The sequence below is a fragment of the Sulfobacillus sp. TH-112 genome, assembly GCF_057473405.1.
The window spans coordinates 1-18,853 of record NZ_JBYCKN010000033.1; the positions used below are offsets into that span (position 1 = coordinate 1).

At 51.7% G+C, this 18,853-nt stretch carries 18 protein-coding genes, 1 pseudogene and 1 riboswitch; of the genes and pseudogenes, 9 read left to right on the forward strand and 10 right to left on the reverse strand.

Going from position 1 to position 18,853, the window contains the following annotated elements; all coding sequences use genetic code 11:
- On the forward strand, nt 1-999 hold a 999-nt coding region (locus ACOJWD_RS02060), incomplete at its 5' end, for an MFS transporter (protein WP_486991562.1).
- Nucleotides 1,000-1,164: 165 nt separating this feature from the next.
- On the opposite strand, the gene ACOJWD_RS02065 is transcribed toward ACOJWD_RS02060, so the two are convergent.
- On the reverse strand, nt 1,165-1,317 hold the full coding sequence (locus ACOJWD_RS02065) for a hypothetical protein (protein WP_486991563.1): 153 nt from the start codon (nt 1,315-1,317) through the stop codon (nt 1,165-1,167).
- Nucleotides 1,318-1,435: 118 nt separating this feature from the next.
- Here ACOJWD_RS02065 and ACOJWD_RS02070 point away from each other — a divergent pair, with 118 nt between their 5' ends.
- The 4 genes from ACOJWD_RS02070 (at nt 1,436) to ACOJWD_RS02085 (ending at nt 5,068) form a co-directional block, all read left to right on the forward strand.
- Complete coding sequence (locus tag ACOJWD_RS02070) at nt 1,436-2,371, forward strand: MBL fold metallo-hydrolase (protein WP_486991564.1); 936 nt, start codon at nt 1,436-1,438, stop codon at nt 2,369-2,371.
- Nucleotides 2,372-2,382: 11 nt separating this feature from the next.
- On the forward strand, nt 2,383-2,712 hold the full coding sequence (locus ACOJWD_RS02075; RefSeq protein ID WP_486991565.1) for a NifB/NifX family molybdenum-iron cluster-binding protein: 330 nt from the start codon (nt 2,383-2,385) through the stop codon (nt 2,710-2,712).
- A gap of 10 nt (nt 2,713-2,722) precedes the next feature.
- Nucleotides 2,723-3,568 (forward strand): SDR family oxidoreductase, encoded by an 846-nt coding sequence (locus ACOJWD_RS02080; RefSeq protein WP_486991566.1) that lies wholly within the window; start codon nt 2,723-2,725, stop codon nt 3,566-3,568.
- Nucleotides 3,569-3,670: 102 nt separating this feature from the next.
- Nucleotides 3,671-5,068: an MFS transporter gene (locus tag ACOJWD_RS02085; protein WP_486991567.1), complete on the forward strand. Its 1,398-nt coding sequence runs from the start codon at nt 3,671-3,673 to the stop codon at nt 5,066-5,068.
- A 78-nt stretch (nt 5,069-5,146) separates the two neighbouring features.
- Here the strand turns inward: ACOJWD_RS02085 and ACOJWD_RS02090 are convergent, their stop codons facing one another.
- Nucleotides 5,147-6,307 carry an amidohydrolase gene (locus tag ACOJWD_RS02090; protein ID WP_486991568.1) on the reverse strand — a complete coding sequence of 387 codons (1,161 nt, stop codon included), beginning with the start codon at nt 6,305-6,307 and terminating at the stop codon, nt 5,147-5,149.
- A gap of 95 nt (nt 6,308-6,402) precedes the next feature.
- Here ACOJWD_RS02090 and ACOJWD_RS02095 point away from each other — a divergent pair, with 95 nt between their 5' ends.
- Nucleotides 6,403-7,521, forward strand: a complete 1,119-nt coding sequence (locus ACOJWD_RS02095; RefSeq protein ID WP_486991569.1) for a class I SAM-dependent methyltransferase — start codon at nt 6,403-6,405, stop codon at nt 7,519-7,521.
- Nucleotides 7,522-7,834: 313 nt separating this feature from the next.
- Here ACOJWD_RS02095 and ACOJWD_RS02100 read toward each other — a convergent pair whose 3' ends face one another.
- Nucleotides 7,835-8,710: a CgeB family protein gene (locus ACOJWD_RS02100; RefSeq protein WP_486991570.1), complete on the reverse strand. Its 876-nt coding sequence runs from the start codon at nt 8,708-8,710 to the stop codon at nt 7,835-7,837.
- A 161-nt stretch (nt 8,711-8,871) separates the two neighbouring features.
- On the opposite strand from ACOJWD_RS02100, the gene ACOJWD_RS02105 reads away from it, so the two are divergent.
- The 3 genes from ACOJWD_RS02105 to ACOJWD_RS02115 all read left to right on the forward strand — a co-directional run bounded on the left by ACOJWD_RS02105 (nt 8,872) and on the right by ACOJWD_RS02115 (nt 12,668).
- Entirely contained in the window at nt 8,872-10,653 is a 1,782-nt protein-coding gene (locus ACOJWD_RS02105) for a flagellin N-terminal helical domain-containing protein (protein ID WP_486991571.1), read from the forward strand.
- A gap of 66 nt (nt 10,654-10,719) precedes the next feature.
- Nucleotides 10,720-12,228: a flagellar filament capping protein FliD gene (fliD, locus tag ACOJWD_RS02110; RefSeq protein ID WP_486991572.1), complete on the forward strand. Its 1,509-nt coding sequence runs from the start codon at nt 10,720-10,722 to the stop codon at nt 12,226-12,228.
- A gap of 5 nt (nt 12,229-12,233) precedes the next feature.
- On the forward strand, nt 12,234-12,668 hold the full coding sequence (locus ACOJWD_RS02115) for a flagellar export chaperone FliS (protein WP_486991573.1): 435 nt from the start codon (nt 12,234-12,236) through the stop codon (nt 12,666-12,668).
- Here the strand turns inward: ACOJWD_RS02115 and ACOJWD_RS02120 are convergent.
- The 7 genes and pseudogenes from ACOJWD_RS02120 to ACOJWD_RS02150 form a co-directional block, all read right to left on the reverse strand.
- On the reverse strand, nt 12,643-13,890 hold the full coding sequence (locus tag ACOJWD_RS02120; protein WP_486991574.1) for a tetratricopeptide repeat-containing glycosyltransferase family 2 protein: 1,248 nt from the start codon (nt 13,888-13,890) through the stop codon (nt 12,643-12,645). The two genes, ACOJWD_RS02115 and ACOJWD_RS02120, sit on opposite strands and share 26 nt — an antisense overlap.
- A gap of 87 nt (nt 13,891-13,977) precedes the next feature.
- Nucleotides 13,978-14,763 (reverse strand): ABC transporter ATP-binding protein, encoded by a 786-nt coding sequence (locus ACOJWD_RS02125; protein ID WP_486991575.1) that lies wholly within the window; start codon nt 14,761-14,763, stop codon nt 13,978-13,980.
- Between the two features lie 2 nt (nt 14,764-14,765).
- Nucleotides 14,766-15,770, reverse strand: coding sequence for a FecCD family ABC transporter permease (locus ACOJWD_RS02130; protein ID WP_486991576.1), 1,005 nt, complete (start codon nt 15,768-15,770; stop codon nt 14,766-14,768).
- Entirely contained in the window at nt 15,771-16,727 is a 957-nt protein-coding gene (locus tag ACOJWD_RS02135) for an ABC transporter substrate-binding protein (protein WP_486991577.1), read from the reverse strand.
- A gap of 80 nt (nt 16,728-16,807) precedes the next feature.
- A riboswitch (cobalamin riboswitch) is annotated at nt 16,808-16,970 on the reverse strand.
- A gap of 112 nt (nt 16,971-17,082) precedes the next feature.
- Nucleotides 17,083-17,628, reverse strand: a complete 546-nt coding sequence (locus ACOJWD_RS02140; RefSeq protein ID WP_486991578.1) for a TQO small subunit DoxA domain-containing protein — start codon at nt 17,626-17,628, stop codon at nt 17,083-17,085.
- 28 nt (nt 17,629-17,656) lie between these two features.
- Complete coding sequence (locus ACOJWD_RS02145) at nt 17,657-18,220, reverse strand: TQO small subunit DoxD (RefSeq protein WP_486991579.1); 564 nt, start codon at nt 18,218-18,220, stop codon at nt 17,657-17,659.
- Nucleotides 18,221-18,655: 435 nt separating this feature from the next.
- Nucleotides 18,656-18,853, reverse strand: a pseudogene (locus tag ACOJWD_RS02150) (histidine phosphatase family protein); the annotation flags it as partial.

An 18,853-nucleotide genomic window follows, 5' to 3' on the forward strand; every position in this document is an offset into this window, starting at 1 on the left:
GGAGGACCTTTTGTGGGAGTGATAATGGATCGTGCTATCCGACCGGGCCGGGTCCTGGCGATGGCCTTAACTGGATACGCTATCGCCCTCGGATTTCTCACTCTCACCTTGGGGGACATCGCCCGCTGGGAGTCTCTTATCGTTGCGGTCTGCGCCGGGAGTTTCATGTCTAGTATGGCGGGAGGATGGTCGTCGATTCTCCCGGCCGCCATCGGAGGCAGTCATCTTGAGCGGGTGGCGGCACTGGACGGAGGCACTTACGATCTTGCTGGATTGGTGGGACCGGCGAGTGCCGGTTTCATGGTTCTTTACTGCGGAGGGAAGCTGGCTGCGCTAATGGTCAGTCTCTTGGTGCTGGCCTCTGCAGTAGTCGCATGGCGAGTGGTGCCAGAGACGGGCATTAACACTCGGGAAGGCGGGGACGACGCGTCTCGCGGAGCCATTTGGTCCGGGTGGCAAACCATCGTCTATTCCCGCTCCTTAAGGCGGGTAACGGTAGTGTCCATGGCATCCTATTTGGGCCTGGGAATGCTTAGCGTCACGATTCCCTTAGTGGCACGTCATGTCACGGGAAGTGCGGATTACGGCGGGGTATTAGTCTCAGCCATGTCGTTGGCCGCGCTCGGGGCGACGGCTGCCTATGCGAAGTGGGCAGAGCGAGGCGGTGCTGATCTTATGGTGGGAATGAGCCCGCTCATGATGGCTCTTGGGTTGGGACTCTTGATGGTTCCTTCATGGCCTCTTGCCATAATATCTGTGCTGGCCATTGGTGTCGGGGATGGACCGCAAACGGCGGCATTGATTGCGGTACGATTCCGGGACTCACCAGTCGCCGTCCGTAGCCAAGTGTTTTTGACAGGATCCGGTCTAAAAGTGGCCGCGCTGGCCCTTGGGATGGTTGTCGCGGGACGTCTGGAGGCGGCGTCCGTGTCTCTCACGTTGACGATTGCGCTAGTGGTTGAAGTGTTGGCAACCGGTATCTATTTTGTTCTGTCTTGATTTAAGGAAAGACGAATGATGGAGCGGCTATGGTTGTATGAACTAGTGTTTGCGACAAAATCAAGGGCAGGGAGGATGAGTGCCTGCCCACCTCGCTGACCAATACTCTGCGCTCAGCGGTGGCGTTGTGGTATTGGCCTCTCATTCATAGGAAGTGTTGTTCTTCTATTGCGATGCCCGACGTCGATGTTGAATCCAGTGCCAGCCCATGACCACAATCGCCGCGACCAGCGCCAGCCAAATAATGGCCCCGATGTGCCAAATTAAGAGCCCAAAAAGCCAGAAAGCCAATAATAAGATGCCCAGTGCGAGAAGCATATCCACTCACCTCCCTGTCTTATTGTCAGTAGAATGTGCGCAATGAGACGGAATATACAGCAGATCTGACGATGCCGGACTCATCGAGAAGATCTATACTGGGGACGAGGTGACGGCGATGGCTGTGTTTGAAGTCAACGAAAATCTTTATGGAATTGACCTGATGGAAGAGAATCGTCCAGAACGTTCGAGCGCCTATGTGATTCGCTGTTCTGAACCAATTTTAGTGGAAACGGGTTCAGCCAGGAGCCACGATGCCCTGATTGAAGGGCTAAGAGAATTATCCATCAATCCCGGAGAGATACGACATGTGGTCATTACGCATGTCCATCTCGATCATGCCGGTGGTGTTGGCCAGATGATGGAAGTAGCTCCCAAGGCCTTCCTGCATTGTCATAAGAAAGCGGCACGTCACATGATTGATCCGAGTCGTCTTGAGGCGGGGGCCCGTGCGGTTTATCAAGACCAGATGGATGCCATGTTTGGATCGCTCGTGCCGGTGCCTGAGTCCCGGGTTCGTGTTCAAGAAGATGGCAGCGTACTCGATGTGGGAGACCGCCGGTTATTGTTTTATGACGCACCGGGTCATGCCAATCATCACACCTGTGTGATGGATGCCAAGACCCGTGGCCTCTTTTCGGGCGATGCGGTGGGGGTTCGTTATGTGCCGGGGTATACGGGATGGAGTTTTGATTATGGATTTCCTACTACGTCTCCGACTGACTTCGATCCTGAGCTGATGCTCGAGACGTTAGACCGGTTGGAGTCTCTCAATCTCTCCCACATCTATCACACTCATTTTGGGGTAACCCAAGACGCATCCCAAGCCTTTGAATTTTGCCGTCGAGGGATCCGCGCGATTCAATCGATGTTGCCGAAAATTTCTCCCGACACGGCAGTAGCAGATGTGGAGGAACAGTTGCGGGCGATAATGGTTCGTGACCTGACTCGTTTGGGACATCCCAACATGGATGTATCGCCGCTGAATTTGGATATCATGTTAAATAGTCAAGGGATTTTGGCGTATCTACAAAAGCAGACGAAAGCGCAATAGGAGGGACGTTAATGACAATCTGTCTACCAGTGACAATGGATGGCCAAGTGGGGGATGGTTGGGGAAGAGCTTCTCGGGTAGCCGTGGCGACGGCCACCGCTACGGGAGCGATCGAAAGTTGGGAGGAGTTTCCAGTGGGGTGGGATGTCCTCCACGATGAAGGAGGCGAAGGGCAACATCATGCCCGCATCGCTAAATTTTTGATGGAGCACCAGGTGCAACGGGTGATTAGTGGTCACATGGGACCCGGAATGGTGCACATGCTGGACAAGATGTCGATTGGCACGGTACTCGGCGTACACGGCAACGCTCGTGAGGTAGCCTCTATCCATGGGCGATAGGAGACATTTAGTGATTGGTGCCTCCGGTCAGGTAGGACATGCCTTGCTGCGGGGACTTCACGAAGCGGGCGATCAGGTGTTGGGAACCTACCTCACGCACCCCGAAGACGGTCTAGTGCACCTTGATATGCGAGATATAGGGGCTATTCATCACCTCATTGAGTCTTATGCGCCCGATGTCGTGTGGATTCCGGGTGCCATGCCGGATGTGGATCGCTGTCAGAAGGAGCCGGATTTCAGTTACGCGGTGAATGTGCAAGGACCGACGCAGGTTTTAGAGGTGGTCGCTTCGCGTCATCTTCCGCTCATCTATTTTTCCACCGACTACGTCTTTGATGGGACAGACGGTCCATATCAGGAAGGCGATCGAACCCATCCTTTGCAAGTCTATGGGGAACACAAGGTGGCCGCCGAAGAACGTCTTATGCGATATGAGGACACACTGGTGATTCGCCCTGCATGGATTTACTCGGATGAGCCCAATCCCCGTAATTTTATTTTTCGCGTTCTGAGTGATTTGAAAGCGAGTCGGCCCATTCGATCTGCTGAAGATCAAATCAACACACCGACACCGGCTGCTCCCTTGGCGAGAGAGGCCCTAGCCGCCCTGAACGCCGGGCACCGTGGCATTTTGCATCTGGTAGGCCCAGAGCGGATGACTCGACTGCAACTGGTGCAATCCATTGCCGCGATGGCAGGATATGACGACAGGCTCATTGAACCGATTCACGTGAGTGAATTACCGTTACCCGCCCCTCGACCACTCAACGGCGGACTGGTCACCCACTTTTTGGACTTTGCCATTCGGGAGAGGCTGCAGGATATCGATATCACTCCTCTCTTAACAAAAATTTAATCAGACGTTAATGATGTCGCCATGGTTCTTCATGTTCTCTTAACCGACGCTTCGTACACTCATAGCGTAGGGTCGGTTGGAGATTAGAATAGGAGGAAACTCATGGACGGCAGAAGAAATGCGGGAATAAGCGACGTATTAAATGACGCCCCGCTCGGACTCTTTCATTTTCGTGCGGTACTCACCGCGGGCATGGGATTTTTTACCGACGCATATGACCTCTTTATTATTGGAGCGGCATTGGTACTGATTAAATCAGAATGGTTGCCCAGCAAATATATGGTCGGACTACTTGGCTCCACCGCTCTTATCGCTGCGTTTGTGGGTGCTTTTATTTTCGGACGATTGGCCGACAAGTATGGACGGAAAAAAATCTATGGTCTTGAAGCGGCGATTATGGGTATCGGCGCGCTGGCTTCGGCCTTTGCCCCCGACATTCTCTGGTTACTCATATTCCGCTTCATCATGGGTATTGGCGTAGGCGGAGACTATCCGGTGAGCGCGGTGCTGATGAGCGAGTTTGCGAACAAAAACGACCGCGGTAAATTGGTGGGATTAGTCTTCTCGATGCAAGCAGTCGGACTGGTTGCGGGACCGGTCGTGGCACTCACCCTCTTAGCCTCCGGAATTCCGGGAGACATTGCCTGGCGGCTGATGTTGGGCCTCGGAGCCATACCTGCACTAGCTGTCATTATTATGCGACGACGGATGCCTGAATCGCCTCGATACACGGCACGAGTAGAAGGGGATGCTCAGAAAGCCCAGCAAAACCTGGTCAGTTTTGCCGGAAATGACGTGGCGACGGCCAAGGTGCAAGAGACCCGCGCGAACCGGCTGACCTTCTGGCAGTTTATTAGCAACCCTAAGTATTTGGTGATGTTGATTGGAACCGCCGGGACCTGGTTCCTCTTTGACTACGCGTATTACGGAAACTCGATTTCGATGCCCTTAGTATTAAAGACCGTAGCGCCCAACTCCAATCCTATGACCACGATGGCATGGACACTCTTGGTCTTCGTGGTGGCAGCAGTGCCCGGATATATTCTCGCGGTCAGTAAGATGGATAAGATTGGGCATAAGAAGCTGCAACTGATAGGATTTGCGTGTATGGGGCTGGCGTTCGGAGTGATTGGGCTGGTGCCGCACATGACCACGATGGTGGTACCCTTCTTGCTGGTCTTCGGTGCCAGTTACTTCTTTGCCGAGTTTGGTCCCAATACCACCACCTTTGTTCTGGCCTCGGAGCTCTATCCGACCAGCATGCGGACGACGGGACATGGAATGTCTGCCGGATTTGCCAAGGTGGGTGCGTTCATCGGCGTATTCGTCTTCCCACTCTTGACGGCGAAATTTGGTTTGAATGGAACACTCGCGATTACCTTCGTATTCTCCATTGTCGGATTCCTGTTGACTCTCTTGCTTCCTGAGCCGAGTCGTCGCTCGTTGGAATCGATTTCCGGTGAAGATGAGGACACTCCAGCAACCGTGTTAAACGCCTAAGTGGCAGTATGATGGCATGAAAAGAGGGCCCCTAGGGGTCCTCTTTTCGTCATGGTGCCATACATAGGTCCTAGGTGATTAATTCTCAGTAGCAGGACGTTCGTAAACCACTTTTCCCTGAATGATGGTGCGATTCACCTGACTCTTATACTCGAACGGATGACCGGACCAAATGACGACATCGCCATCTTTACCGACATCCAGGGATCCGAGACGATCGCCGACACCACAGAGATCCGCGGGATTTTGCGTCAGTGCCCGGATGGCATCTTGCTCGTCCATGCCTTCACGTACCGCTAAAGCGGCAGAAATGACTAAGTATTGCTCAGGCACCACCGGATGGTCCGTGATGATGGAGACCTTGACGCCGTTTTTGGCGAGAATTCCCGGGGTTTTGAAGGAGCGACCGCGAACTTCCACTTTGACGCGAGCCACGAGTGCGGGTCCACAAGAGACCGGGACATCGTACCGGAGGAGCTCGTCCACTACCTTATAGGCCTCGGTGCCATGCTCAATAATCTGATTGACGCCAAATTCTTGGCCAATGCGCATAGCCGTTAAAATGTCATCAGCGGTGTGAGCATGGGTGCGAAACGGGATCTCCCGATTCAAGACTAAGAGGAGCGCATCCATATCGACGTTACGCTTATGGTCGCCATCTTTTTCGAGTTGGCGGCGATAGTCCTCAGCATCAAAGAACGCTTGACGCATGACTTTGGCGACACCAAGGCGCGTGCTCGGCATTTTATTCTTTCCCCCATAGACCCTTTTGGGGTTCTCGCCCATGGCACTCTTCATCCCCGATGGGGATTTGAGGATCATCTCATCAATATTCTTCCCCCAAAGCCGTACGGTAGATCCTTGGCCCCCAATGACATTGCCACTACCCGGAGTCACCCACGCGGCAGTAATCCCCCCTTCAATGGCATCTTTTAGAGCTACATCCACCGTGTTAAAGGCATCAATAACGCGCACACCCGGGGTAATTGGGTCCGTCAATTCATTGCCGTCAGCAGCCGCCTGTGATTCCCCATCCGAGAAGACGCCGATGTGGGAGTGGGAATCAATGAATCCGGGGAAGACGTATTGACCTTGCGCATCAATCACGGTACAACCTTGGGGAATATCCACTTCCTTCCCCACGTCCTTAATCTTTCCGTCATCTCCTATGAGGATGGTACCAGGGGGTATAGCGCCGTGGGATACGGTTTCAATCCGTCCACCTGTAATTGCGAGCATATGTAGGGCCTCCTTTGCAGTCTATATGGATTATACAAGTGCATTTTGCCATCTTCGACCTAATTTTTGAATTACTGATAGGAGGGAAATTTTATATGCAGCCATTGCGCAACGCAATACAGCATGAAATCCGCCCGGATTTTCGGATAGCGGTCATTTTCGGAAATGAGGATGAGAGGGCTCTTGGTCCATGCGCTTACCAGTCGTTACAACGGATTTGCCACGCAACCCACATACATCCTTCGCAGTTGCCGAACATCTTCAAAGAGGAGTACGATTTATTCTTTTTTGTAGGTGATGGTAAAGAATACGATATACCTAGGCATTTGTACCCACGCGCATGGTGGGTTATAGATTCTTTTGGAGATTGGCAAAGCAACGTGGTTCGGGCTTCACTTTATGATTGGGTGTTTGTTGGAGAATTGGACGAAGCGATCGCGTTGCGAGCAAGTGGGGTAATCAATATTTGGTGGCTGCCAAAGCCGAACGAAGGAGAATTTGGTCCAACGGACGATGACCGAATAGAAGCTGCGATGGAAAAAGTATGGACAACGCAGGGATTACAGTCACAATATTTTCTTCATGCGCGTCAGGAAATAGTGAATCTCGTTCCAGTGTCCGCTCAAACAATCTTGGATGTTGGATGTGCTACCGGAGTTTTAGGCGGAGTAGTGAAGAATCGGCAGGCGTGTCAAGTATATGGAATCGAGCCAAATCAGATTGCCGCCGAGAAGGCTCGCAACCTGTTAGACAAGGTATATGTAGGATTTTTAGAAGACCAATTAAATGACCTTCCTGATAATTTTTTTGACTGTATCATTTTGGCCGACGTTTTGGAACATACGCTTGATCCGTGGGAGTCATTAAGACGAATTGCCGCAAAGCTGTCGTCACGTGCCGATGCTTGCATTGTCCTGAGTATTCCCAATGTGTCGCATTGGAGTGTAGTCTTACCGTTGTTGCGCGGGGAATGGCAATACGCGGATGCAGGTATACTGGACTCCACACATATGCGGTTTTTCACCCCGGCAGCCGTTTCTAGATTAATTAAGGGAGCAGGGCTTGCGATTCGCGAAAGCCAGGCTACAATTGTGCCGATTCCAGAGAACGTGAAGGTTAATGCCGGTGACTTGTTAGGTTCGTGGATTGCGAGTGGGCTTGCCAACGTTTATCAAATTCTCTGTGTGTGTGTGAAGGATACGTCCATTGGTTAACCCTGTTCTTAAATGGGTCTTGGTCCACTGGATTCTCACGCCACGTCGGTATTACAGTAGGATCTGTACGCCCACGATATTTCGTTGAAGGAGACACGCGAACAAATTGGCGATATGGTGCAGTAATGTCGGTGGTATAGTGGGTTTGGTTCGGGTGCGCTTATGGCCGTGAAGTTTACCTAAGCGTAAAGGATCTAGCTTAAGCGGTTTTCAGATTATCTCGACCAAAGGTGGGTTGGCAGAGAACGGGCGAAATTTATAATGGCAACTAATGCATATCGTTGGACGCTAAATATAGCGATTCGGAAGTCTTTCAACCTAGGTTGGCATGCTTCTTTAGTAGAGATGCTTTCAGAACGGACGCCAATATAGTCTCTTCTCTTCGAGAGTTAAGATATGCTGGAATGTGACTTGTCAGTTCCTCTCTCATGTGTTTGTTGTTGACCATCTGCAGGCACATTTGGATGAGTTGATTATACGCACTAAATCGGACAACGTTTTCGATTCCTGAATCAAAAGCGGTTAAAATACTATTTTCCGACAGGACAGCCTTGCCATTGGCCAATAGATAGAAAATACGAACCCATTCGAGTATGCCATTCTCGTAAAAATGGACATTTAGGACGACCTTCGAACGAGCGATTAGTCGATCTCGTTCTTCGCCATAAATGCCGAATGCGTGTACTACATTCATGCCGGACGCTTTTAGTGCGCTTACTAACACGTGGCGCCGTTCATTGAGTGATCCATAAAACAGCACATCGATGTCCTCTTCGACGTGTGGTATCCGAGTTAACTGAGGAACGTAACCAACAGGAGCGTAAACAAGGTGCGGAAATTTTCTCATTGCTGATAGCCGGCGAAGATTGAGATCGCTGAAGTCCCACACTTCATGGTGGGTCATGGCTGAAGGTAGTGGCCCCGATAGCCAGCTTGCAGCATCATCGACTTGCTCGAGGTTATAGAGGATGGTTTGCTCCGGTAAATTTCTCAGCGTGTCGGCGTCCAGCAAATGGGCGCCGAATAAAATAGTGGGGATAGTTGTAGAAACGGAGTTCTCTACACGCTCGATGCGAAATCCTAGATTTTGTAATCCTATGGATACTGTTTCATAGACTTCGTCAAATGCCCCAGAGTGGACGTAATTCTCTGGTTTTACGGTGCTAACCACGATGCTTGGCATGTTCATATAATCACTCTCCCGCTAAACTCATCTCATGCTATCATCGATACTTGTTAGTGATCGAGAAAATAGGTGCTAAATCTTTGACTTTATATTGCCCCAAGACTATGTTGAATTTGTAAGGTCTCGACAGGATGTCGAGAATTTAACATCAAGGAGGATATAACATGTATATTAACACGAACGTTGCTGCCTTATTTGCTGAAAATTCTCTTAATAGTACCCAGAACACCCTCAACAGCCTTCAACAAGAGATGTCCACTGGATATGCTATCAATTCTCCTTCGGATAATCCGTCTGGACTTGCTATTTCAAACTTGATGCAGGGCGAAATTGGCGGGATTAATGCCGCGATTAGTAACGCCACGGAAGCCACTAATTTGCTCAACGTCGCCAATGGCGGTATGCAGACCGATGTGCAAATCGTCCAGGAGGTTCAGCAACTGGCGGTACAAGCCTCCAACAGTACCAATAACTTGCAAGATACGCAGGATATTCAAAACCAGATTAGTACGTTGCTGTCTTCGCTGGATAACGTAGCTCAAACGTTAAACTACAGTAATCAGTCAGTCTTGAACCAGGGCGCACAAGGCGGCGCTGCGATTCCCTCATCGCAGGATATTGCGACGATAGGGACCGCATCAACGGGATTTATTTCCTCAGTAGCCAATGCGACGATTGCGCCGGGAACCTATACCGTGACGGCTCAATACACCGCAACGTATGTAGCGACAGTGGCATCGGGTACTGTAACCGGAATCACCGACGTCTCATTGGCGCAGGCCGGTGTCTACACCATAAATGCGTCAGCTGCCGCCAGTGTTTCGGGTCAGAACGATGTATCCGTGACCGTGCAGCTAAGTAACGCTGCCGGCAGTGTCGTCGGAACCTCCGTATTTGCTGTATCGAGTACAGCGATTGGTGGGAGTTCCCTTGTGGACACGGTATCCCTCGATGGGACGAATGTAGGCATTCAGGTCGGTTCACTTTCTTATTCAGCGTCGACGTCAGTCACGGCGACGGTCACCGGAACCTATAGTTTATCGTTTCAAAGTTACAACGGAACGACGACGGTCACGGCGGGAGCCACGACCTTCTCGAGTACTGCGGCTCCGACCGGGAGCTATGCCATTAACGTCGGAGGCGCGACGGTGTCAATGAACTTGGGCAGTATTGCCGCCGCCGCCCCCACCGTTGCTACAGGCGGTGTCGTGACAGATAGCTTGACCCAAAGCTTCAATGTGACGAGCCCGCTTGTGAACTTAGCCGTCGGGGCAGACTCTGGCAATTTGGCATCGGGCCTCTATACGGTATCGATGTCTTATAGCTCTGTGGGTTCTGGCACTGACGTAATTACGGTCACCGGGGCAAGTGGAGTGGTCGCGTCCGGCAGTGTCGGTAATCTTTCCAGTGTGTCGGGAACGGTCACATTACAGCTCGTATCAGGTGACAATTCATCTGGCCCCAATAGCTTTGTGCTGACCGTAAATCAGAACGATATTGCCAATTCGCAAAATCCCATTGTACAAGCTGTCTCTGTGACGGCAGCTCAGCAGTATGTATTTCAAACCGGGCCCAACCAAGGAAATGGGAATGCTGTGACTTTGGGATTTGGCTCGTTTAATAGCACCACACTGGGACTCGCGAGTATGAATGTGACAACAACGCAGGGGGCCCAATACGCGGTGACACAATCGCAGTTGGCGCTATCGATGTTGACCAATGCGCAAGGCCAGGTTGGAGCGCAAGTGGATCAGTTGAACTACACGACCACTAACTTGCAAACAGAGACGACAAATCTCCAGGCTTCACAATCCACCATTATGGACGCGAACATGGCTCAAGTCACCAGTCAGTTTGCTCAAGAGCAAATTTTGATGCAGACCGGTATCCAGGCGCTATCCACGTCACAGCAACTGCCATCTCTCGTCTTGAAGTTATTGAGTTAGAACGCATCTGACTATGGGGTGGATGGGTTGAGGCTCATCCCCCCGATTTGATGGTGAGGTGGTTATATGAGTATCAACTGGGGAGAAGTGTATAATACGCCGATCGGGCAAATATTGGAGGACCTCAGTCCTAGCACGTTTACTAGTTTAGATACCCAAGAAAATCAGAGCCAACTGACGACGTTGGATAACCAAGAAAGCCAGGATACAACACAAATTAATGCGTGGACAACGCTACAGTCCGATGCGCAGGCGTTTGGATCTGACCTGGTCACGCTGGCCAACTCGTCGACCTATAACCAACTAGAAGCATCGTCAAGCGCGAACAGCGTGGCTACGGCGGTGGATAGTAATGCTCAAGCCGGCGATTATACCATGAGCGTGGGATCGTTGGCGCAATCAGAAATTGATACCGGGACCTCAAGCAACATGGCCGTGACGAACCCTAGCGCGATCATGACGCTGTCTGGGGGGGCACCGTTACAAGGGTCCTTTACTATTGGCGTTGGTAGTGCGACGCCAGTAACAGTGACAATCCCTACGGGCGGTATCAGTCTGAATTCCCTGGTATCCCAGATTAATGGGACCAGCGGCATCGGCGTTACCGCGAGCGTGGTTCAAAATAGTTCCGGTGACTACGTGATGGAGATTCAGGCGAACCAAACGGGGCAGTCCATCTCTTATACCGACTCACCCCCGACGTCGGGTAGCCAAACCAATGGACCATTATATTATCTTGGCATGGTAGGCACAGGCACCGCCGCTCAGGGCGCCAGCAATGTGCTTCAAGCAGCGAGCACGGCCCAAATCAGCCTCGGAGGAAGCTTTAATTCCACCAATGCTCAGTCTTCGTCTTCGAATACGTTTACGAATCTCGTACCAGGCCTCACCATTACTGCGCAGTCGCTGGGCACTACGACGATTAGTGTCACCCCGAATACCTCCGCCATGGCGCAAAGTGTTCAAAGCGTGGTGTCTGATTGGAATCAGTGGGTATCGGATACGGAATCACTGGCGGAATCCGGCACAGTCACCTCATCGGGAAGCGGGGCAAACCAGACCTTTTCGTATTCTACCAACTCGAATCAAGAGCTTACCTCAGGACTTCCGGTGGCGATCATCAACCAAGTCCAGCAAACATTGTCATCGTATTCTACCGGCGCGGGCGGTGCGTATGAAACGTTGGCCGATATCGGTCTCCAGTTCGGTGCCAACGGCCAGATTACGGTGAACAGTGCCACACTTCAGGGGGCGCTAGAAAGTGATCCGAGTGCGGTGCAAGCAATATTTCAAGGTATTCAGTCGACATTGCAACCGAGTGGACAAACAGGAGTCATTAATGGATTTAGCCTCGGAGGGTCGAGTAGTACAGGAGAGATCATTGCTACGCTCACAGCGCAGGAAGACAATACGGAGAATCAGGTCACTCTGTTGAAGCAAAATCAGTCGTCGGAAGAAGAACAGGCGATTTTGCAATATGGCAAGTGGGTGAACCAAGTGGCGTCGGAATCGCAGCAGTACTCACTTTTGACGGCACTGTACGACTCAAGTAACAATAGTAGTAGTGGGGGGTAACAACTTTGGCGACTACAGAAGAAATCCTCGGGCAGTATCAGCGTGAACGCATTACCATGTCATCTCCGGAAGCCTTGACGTTGATGTTGTATGAAGCGGCATTGAAAAATGTTCGTCAAATGCGAGAGAATGTCGATTTAAAAGCGATTGAACTTTTATCCCAGTCACAGCGGGCCCGGGATATCCTACTGGCACTGGCAGATACCGTGAATTTGGACCATCCTCATGGGCAGACCATGCGAGATTTGTATTTGTATTGTTGGCGTACGGTAATTACTGCACCCGGACAAGACAATGCAGCAGCCGAGTTCATGGCGGTAGAAACGGTGCTCGAAAATCTTATCCGCGGATTACAAGGATACTTGAGTGGCGAGCGTGCTTCCGAAAAGCAAGCATCGGAAGTCTCATCCGCTCCTATGACGGTTGATTTTGCTGGATAATGGCGAACCGTTCTTCAGCCGCTTGCAGTAAATACTGTTCATTTTCGTTGCGGTTTTGCCATGGGCGAATGGTCGCGATGATGGTTTCGAGCGGAAGACTCAGCAAGACGGCGTCTAACACTGCGTGAATATTCGATCCGATAAGAATGTGGAACATGCCTTGCCATGCTTCGCGAAACGGCGGATTATTTTTAAGCGCGACGAGTAGCGTAGCGAGCGCTTCCTGCGAACGGCCTTGGGCGTTGAGTGCTTGCGAGAGTTTATACAATGATTTAAACCCGCCAATGCCGGTTTCGCTCATGAGGTACCCGTAGGGTTCGCCTAATTCGAGGCACTTCTTAAACGACCGTTCGGCTTGCGACCACTGTTCCAGCCGCAAATGAATGTTGCCCTCTAAATAATAGAAATCGGTATAGGTGGGGAAGGCCACTTGTCCTTCTCGTAGGACACGAAGCGCCCGTTTAGGTTGGCGGTGGACGTCCAATATGCGGGCCATCGTATACTGCGCGAGTACCCATAAGGGATTATCGATGGGGGTTAGCCTCAAAGCGTGCTTCACTGCGGACAAAGCCCGATCCAGTTCTCCTGTCCCAAGGAGGGTTTGCGCCAACTGCCATAACATATAGGCATCCTCGGGATTTTCTTTGAGGTGATGCTCTATGAGGTCGCGATTGCGGTGACCTTTGTCTCGACCTTGTACCACGGCATTTAAATAGCCCTTATGGAGCAAACGGACGTCGAGAGGCCGAATAGACATTCCCAGAGCCGTCAGCGATGGAAAGAGTTGTTCGTGCACGGCGCCCGTGAAACGGACTTTGGGGTGGGATCGCACTAAACGAGTGACATAACTCTCACTTAAATCCTCCGCACGGTCCATGATGGACACGATGCGTACGTTGTATCCGTCGGCTAAAGGCTGCTCCATCGCTCGCTGCAATTTAGCGATGTCTTCTGGCACTAACTCCTCATCGGCATCCATGACGAGGACCCATGGCGTTTTCACGGCATCGAGTCCCACATTACGCGCCTTTGCAAAGTCATTCGGCCATTCAATTTCAATCACGCGTGCCCCATAAGATTTGGCAATTTCTATGGTGCGATCTGTTGATCCAGTGTCGACCACGAGAATCTCATCGGCTATCTCTTTGACGGAGGCAAGACATTCTGGTAAAAAACGTTCTTCGTTTTTCACGATCAACGAGACGGTTAATAGGCCTTTCACTTAAGGGGTCCCTCCACGGTTCATCTCTTTCTTCCTACTTTAGCGGATACGGTCACTGTGGGCGAAGATTTAGTCACAAATGATCGATTATGGAAAAATGAGCATCGGTCGTTGGGACCGGGGATGGGGGATTTCTAACAGCGGCGCATCGTAAATTTGTTGGATGAGTGGATCGGTGAGTACCTCCTCAGGAGTTCCCATCTTAAGGATTTGGCCATGGTCAATCACCCAGATGAAGTCCGCATAGAGCCCAACGGTGGTGAGGTCATGGTAGGCCATGAGCACCGTTGTTTTTTGACGTTCTACCATGGAACGGACTAAGTCGAGAAACTTCATGGCGTGCCCGGGATCGAGGTGAGCCGTCGGCTCGTCGAGCAGTAATACCGGGGCTTCTTGAATGAGCGCAGCCGCCAGTAAGGTGCGTTTGGCCTCGCCGCCCGATAGTGTCTTAAAGGCCCGATGTCGTAGGTCCCAAGTTTCTGTGTTCCGCATCACCTGCTCCACTTTTTCGGGGGAGATGCGGCCTTGAAAGCGAAGTCGTTCACTCCAGGAGAGATGACTGAGTCGACCGAGTTCTACCACCTCTTCGACCGTGAGATCAAATTGGGTGTCGAGTGTTTGCGGTACAAACGCCAGTTGATGGGCGCGCTTGGAGGGCGATAGACGTTGTACCTCCTGTTCGTTAACCGTGATTAGGCCTTCTTGGTGGCGCAACAACGTAGCAATGAGCTTTAATAAGGTGGATTTACCTGCTCCGTTGGGCCCAATGAGAGCAACGAACTGGCCCGCATGGATTTCTCCTGTAATCGGTCCCAAGGTCATTTTTCCATTAGGAATTTGATAGGTGACATTGGTCATCGACAGCATGGACATGATTAAGCCCACCCTCCTTGGCGGCGATTTTGCCGGACGAGCAGATAGAGGAAATATGGTCCGCCTAAGGCCGCGGTCACCAGACCGACGGGAATCGGACCGACGACCGGTATGGACTGGGATAAGAGTTCTGCCAAGGTTAAAAAGGCACCGCCTATCAAAAATGACAGCGGCAAAAGTTGTCGGTGGTTAGGGCCATTAATTCGACGCACAACATGAGGAATGACCAGACCCACGAAGCCGATGAGGCCACTCAGATAGACGGCCGCCGCGGTTAAGAGGCTGGCCATAACCAGCAGAATGAACTGCACACGTCGTACCGGGACCCCTAAATGATGAGCCTGCTCTTCTCCCAGAAGAAGCGCATTCATGTCGTGGGCAAAGGGCCAAATGATGACAAAAGAAATGGCAATGAATAGTGATGAGACTCCGACTTCGGTCCAATTGACGCCATTGATGCCGCCAATCTCCCAAGCAAAGATGGTGGTCAGGTCCTCTCGGTTGAGTAACATGAGAAAGGTCATCACGGAGGTTAAAATGACCCCAATGGCATAGCCTGCGAGAATGAGTGTCAGCATGCTTGCGGTGCCTCGACCACGCGACAGAAGATATGAGAGGAAGACAGCTCCGACTGCGCCTACAAAGGCGCCTGGGGCCATAAGGTCAAGCAGGGGAAACAGTTCCTGAGCTAGGGTAGCCCCAAGACCGGCGCCTGCCGAGGCACCGACAATATACGGATCAGCTAGAGGATTCTTCAAGAGCGCTTGCATCACCGCTCCCGCTAATGAGAGTGCGCCACCGACCAGCGCTGCGGCTAACACTTGGGGCAGTCGTATGTCCCAGATAATGACACTGCTGATGGAACTATTGGGATGCATGAGGTCATGGATGACCGTATCGAGAGAGATCCGGGTCGGGCCATGCATCACCCCAAAAATAATGGCGCAGAACAATACCAAGAAAGCTGCCGTGAAATTCACGGCAGTCTTTCTGGATCGATTCTCCATCTAGGACTTCACCTGGAGATGGGGATGCAAGATGGCGATGAGCTCTTTCAGTCCCATCACTAAGGCTGGAGAGGGTTCATCGACATAGGAGGGTTGTTCGACTTCAAAGACATGATGGGTTTTCACCGCAACGGTAGCAGAAAACCCGGCCTGAGCCTCTTCTTGGGCAATGCTGGTGCCCGCGGACCCGTCAATCAGAATATCGTCGGGATCGGCATGCACTACTTGTTCTGCCGTCACTTGAGGATATTGCTGTGTCGATAGCGAGGCCCCGATGTTTTGGGCGCCTGCCATATCGATCAGCGAATTTAAAAAGGTATTGGGACCCGGCGTATAGAGTCCACCTAAGTCATAGAAGACGGTCGGGTGAGTTTTGACAGACTTTACGGACGCTTCAATAGCGGTCATTTGATGCTTCATCTGGGTGATTACCCGGTTTGCTGCGGCCGTCTTTCCTGTTGCTTCTCCCACGAGTGCAATATCATGGTACACCCCATTAATCGAAGTGGGATTTAATATGAGGACCGGAATATGAAATTGTTTCAGAGAAGAAAGGCCCTTAATTCCGGTGGCCGCGATGACAAGATCAGGTTTGGCGGCCACGACATCTTCCACACTAATTCCAGGATAGGACGGGCCGATATTGTGGATGCCGGCCAATTCCGACTTCCAGGGAGCGGGTGCGTATTCAAAGACGGAATCGTCCATGCCGACGACCTCGGGCTTGAGACCCAGGTCAAGCACAATTTCTGCGTTGCTCGGTTCTAAGGCGACAATACGGGTCGCCGGTTTGGGTAAGGTCACGATAGTGCCGAGGTCATCTTTTAGTCGAATGCGGTGTTTATGCTGCGGGGCACTGGCGGAAGAGCCGAGTGATGCGCTGGTACTGCCACAAGCGGCCAACGAGGCCGTTAACAGGAGACTGGTGCCGATGGCGATGAGCGTGTTACGAATCATAATGTCCCTCTCTCATTCTAAAGTGAAGCTTACGCGAGAAGGGCCGCATAAAAATGAGGCGGCGCCCGCCACCCGCAGGCTCGCCCGAATGTTTGTAGGTAGGTCTCCTGACTCTCGGATCATTGCATGAGATAGGCCTTCCAACCGTGGCTGTGACGCTATCTGCTCCCCGTATACAGTGGCGGGTGCCGCTCAGGATTTTCACCTGATTCCCTGTTATGCACCTACAATTCGGTTATCCTGAGTGTACTGACTGTGGGGGATTTATGCAAGATAGACAGGACGGCACTTGAACATGACCACCGTATGGCAAAAAAACCGCGAGATTCAGAGGAAGCAATACAATCCCGTGAATTTAGGGGTGTGTGGGAACGACGGTTTGCCATTTAAGACCACTGACGTCCTCTACACTTAGGGTTGCCCGACGCGTTGTCCTCAATTGCGCTTGGGCCGTTTGCGAGAGCGAGAGGTCAATGTGGGCTCTTGCGGAAAGCGGCACAATGAGGCCCCATGGCCCCTTTACCACACGTTGAAAGTAATAGGTATTGTGAATGGCACGGGCATTGATGTGCGCCAATTGTTTAGGCCCCCATACTTCGGCAGGGATCGCCGAATGATCTCCGGTAATGGTAATCGTGACGATGAAGCTGCCATAGGTATCGGGACCATCGGGGCGATAGACGGCTAATTGCAAGGCGCCCTTATGGATAGCTGAACCAGATAAGACCAACTTCGGTGTCTTGTTGTAATTCACCAGTGTTCCCCACAGTCCGTGATGGGCAAATTGGTATGCCGAAAGGGTCAAGACTATCGCGACGATGGTCATCCCGATGCTTTGCTTCTTCCACACGATCAGTGTGTGAGAATCCGATGACCCATTGGCGAGGCGTCGTTTTGACATGCTCCAACTCTCCTCTAGCCCCGCGTTATTAGGCCAAATGAATGTGCCAGTGGCCCAGATGGACATAACCATCCCAATGCTTATGCAACCAACGGTCGACGCCAAATTCTGCCGCCCCGACAAATAAGAAAATCATGGCGCCGATGCCTTCGACGGTGCCGATCTGAAATTCGTCGATGCACGCGGTACCCAGCCAGCCATTGCCAAACAACATGCCAAAAGACAGCAGCGCTCCTCCGAGGGCGGCTAGGCGGGTCAGGGTGCCCGTTAATAAGAACAGGCCGACTGTAAATTCAATCCAGGTAAAGATTAATAAAAAGACCCAAGCCCAATGGGGGTGCAGTAATAGCCATTGCATTGATACGCGAATGGGAGGGAGGGCATGAGGCATCATGGTACTAAATTTATGGCCGATATTGGTTTTAGCAAACCAATTCAGCTTGTTGGGGGCATTGATATAGCGACGTGCCCATGCGGAGAGGAACTGAAATCCCAAAATGAAACGCAGCGGCCACAAATAGGATGCGGGAATCATGGCAGTTTCGTGTCGCTGATTGCGAGGCGACGTGGTGCGTACGGGATCTGATTGCATGAAGGCCCTCCTCATGTCTCTTTTTTACGACGCGGTGAGCGACTTGTTTATGACTGTCATATATGGAGAGAATTTCCCCCGTTGGCAGAAAATATTCCGTGAGTTCAAATGCGAGAAAAGGCGCTGGAGTTGATACCTCTGTCGAAGGGGAAATGGGGCGCCTGGGGCGGTCTTCGGCTCACGTGTCTTCTGTCGACATCAATCGCCCAGTCATCCATAAGGAGCGCACGAGTATCTTTGGAATGATTCTCCTGATATAGGGCGGACGTCTCACCCATATAGTGTGCAGAGAAGCCCCGGGAGAAGGAGGAGAATGAGATGGTTTGTGAACTCTGCGGGAGTCGGATTCAGCGAGTGGTGGTTGATGAAACCCACCACTTTTGCTGTGAGGGATGTAAAATGGTGTGGGAATTTTTTATGCAGGAGGATGGATCGCTATTGGAGTTGCTTGGGGAAGTACAGCGGCCCCAGCACTAATGTCCAGCGCCGAAAACTAGGATGATAACGGATCAAGAGCTGCCCACAGTTCGGCACCGTGATCGATCGAGCGGTGGGACCGGCGGCTCGAGTGATGACCAACACCGCTCCTTTGATACAATCAGCATGGGTGCCGGCAACAGTCAGGCCGGGACC

What these genes read in the sequence shown, in the direction of transcription:
- ACOJWD_RS02085 (WP_486991567.1), top strand. Translation starts at nt 3,671, where the DNA reads ATGGACGGCAGAAGAAATGCGGGAATAAGCGACGTATTAAATGACGCC.
- ACOJWD_RS02140 (WP_486991578.1), bottom strand. Translation starts at nt 17,628, where the DNA reads ATGTCAAAACGACGCCTCGCCAATGGGTCATCGGATTCTCACACACTG.
- ACOJWD_RS02135 (WP_486991577.1), bottom strand. Translation starts at nt 16,727, where the DNA reads ATGATTCGTAACACGCTCATCGCCATCGGCACCAGTCTCCTGTTAACG.
- fliD (WP_486991572.1), top strand. Translation starts at nt 10,720, where the DNA reads ATGAGTATCAACTGGGGAGAAGTGTATAATACGCCGATCGGGCAAATA.
- ACOJWD_RS02130 (WP_486991576.1), bottom strand. Translation starts at nt 15,770, where the DNA reads ATGGAGAATCGATCCAGAAAGACTGCCGTGAATTTCACGGCAGCTTTC.
- ACOJWD_RS02075 (WP_486991565.1), top strand. Translation starts at nt 2,383, where the DNA reads ATGACAATCTGTCTACCAGTGACAATGGATGGCCAAGTGGGGGATGGT.
- ACOJWD_RS02100 (WP_486991570.1), bottom strand. Translation starts at nt 8,710, where the DNA reads ATGAACATGCCAAGCATCGTGGTTAGCACCGTAAAACCAGAGAATTAC.
- ACOJWD_RS02090 (WP_486991568.1), bottom strand. Translation starts at nt 6,307, where the DNA reads ATGCTCGCAATTACAGGTGGACGGATTGAAACCGTATCCCACGGCGCT.
- ACOJWD_RS02125 (WP_486991575.1), bottom strand. Translation starts at nt 14,763, where the DNA reads ATGTCCATGCTGTCGATGACCAATGTCACCTATCAAATTCCTAATGGA.
- ACOJWD_RS02070 (WP_486991564.1), top strand. Translation starts at nt 1,436, where the DNA reads ATGGCTGTGTTTGAAGTCAACGAAAATCTTTATGGAATTGACCTGATG.
- ACOJWD_RS02105 (WP_486991571.1), top strand. Translation starts at nt 8,872, where the DNA reads ATGTATATTAACACGAACGTTGCTGCCTTATTTGCTGAAAATTCTCTT.
- ACOJWD_RS02145 (WP_486991579.1), bottom strand. Translation starts at nt 18,220, where the DNA reads ATGCAATCAGATCCCGTACGCACCACGTCGCCTCGCAATCAGCGACAC.
- ACOJWD_RS02095 (WP_486991569.1), top strand. Translation starts at nt 6,403, where the DNA reads ATGCAGCCATTGCGCAACGCAATACAGCATGAAATCCGCCCGGATTTT.
- ACOJWD_RS02065 (WP_486991563.1), bottom strand. Translation starts at nt 1,317, where the DNA reads ATGCTTCTCGCACTGGGCATCTTATTATTGGCTTTCTGGCTTTTTGGG.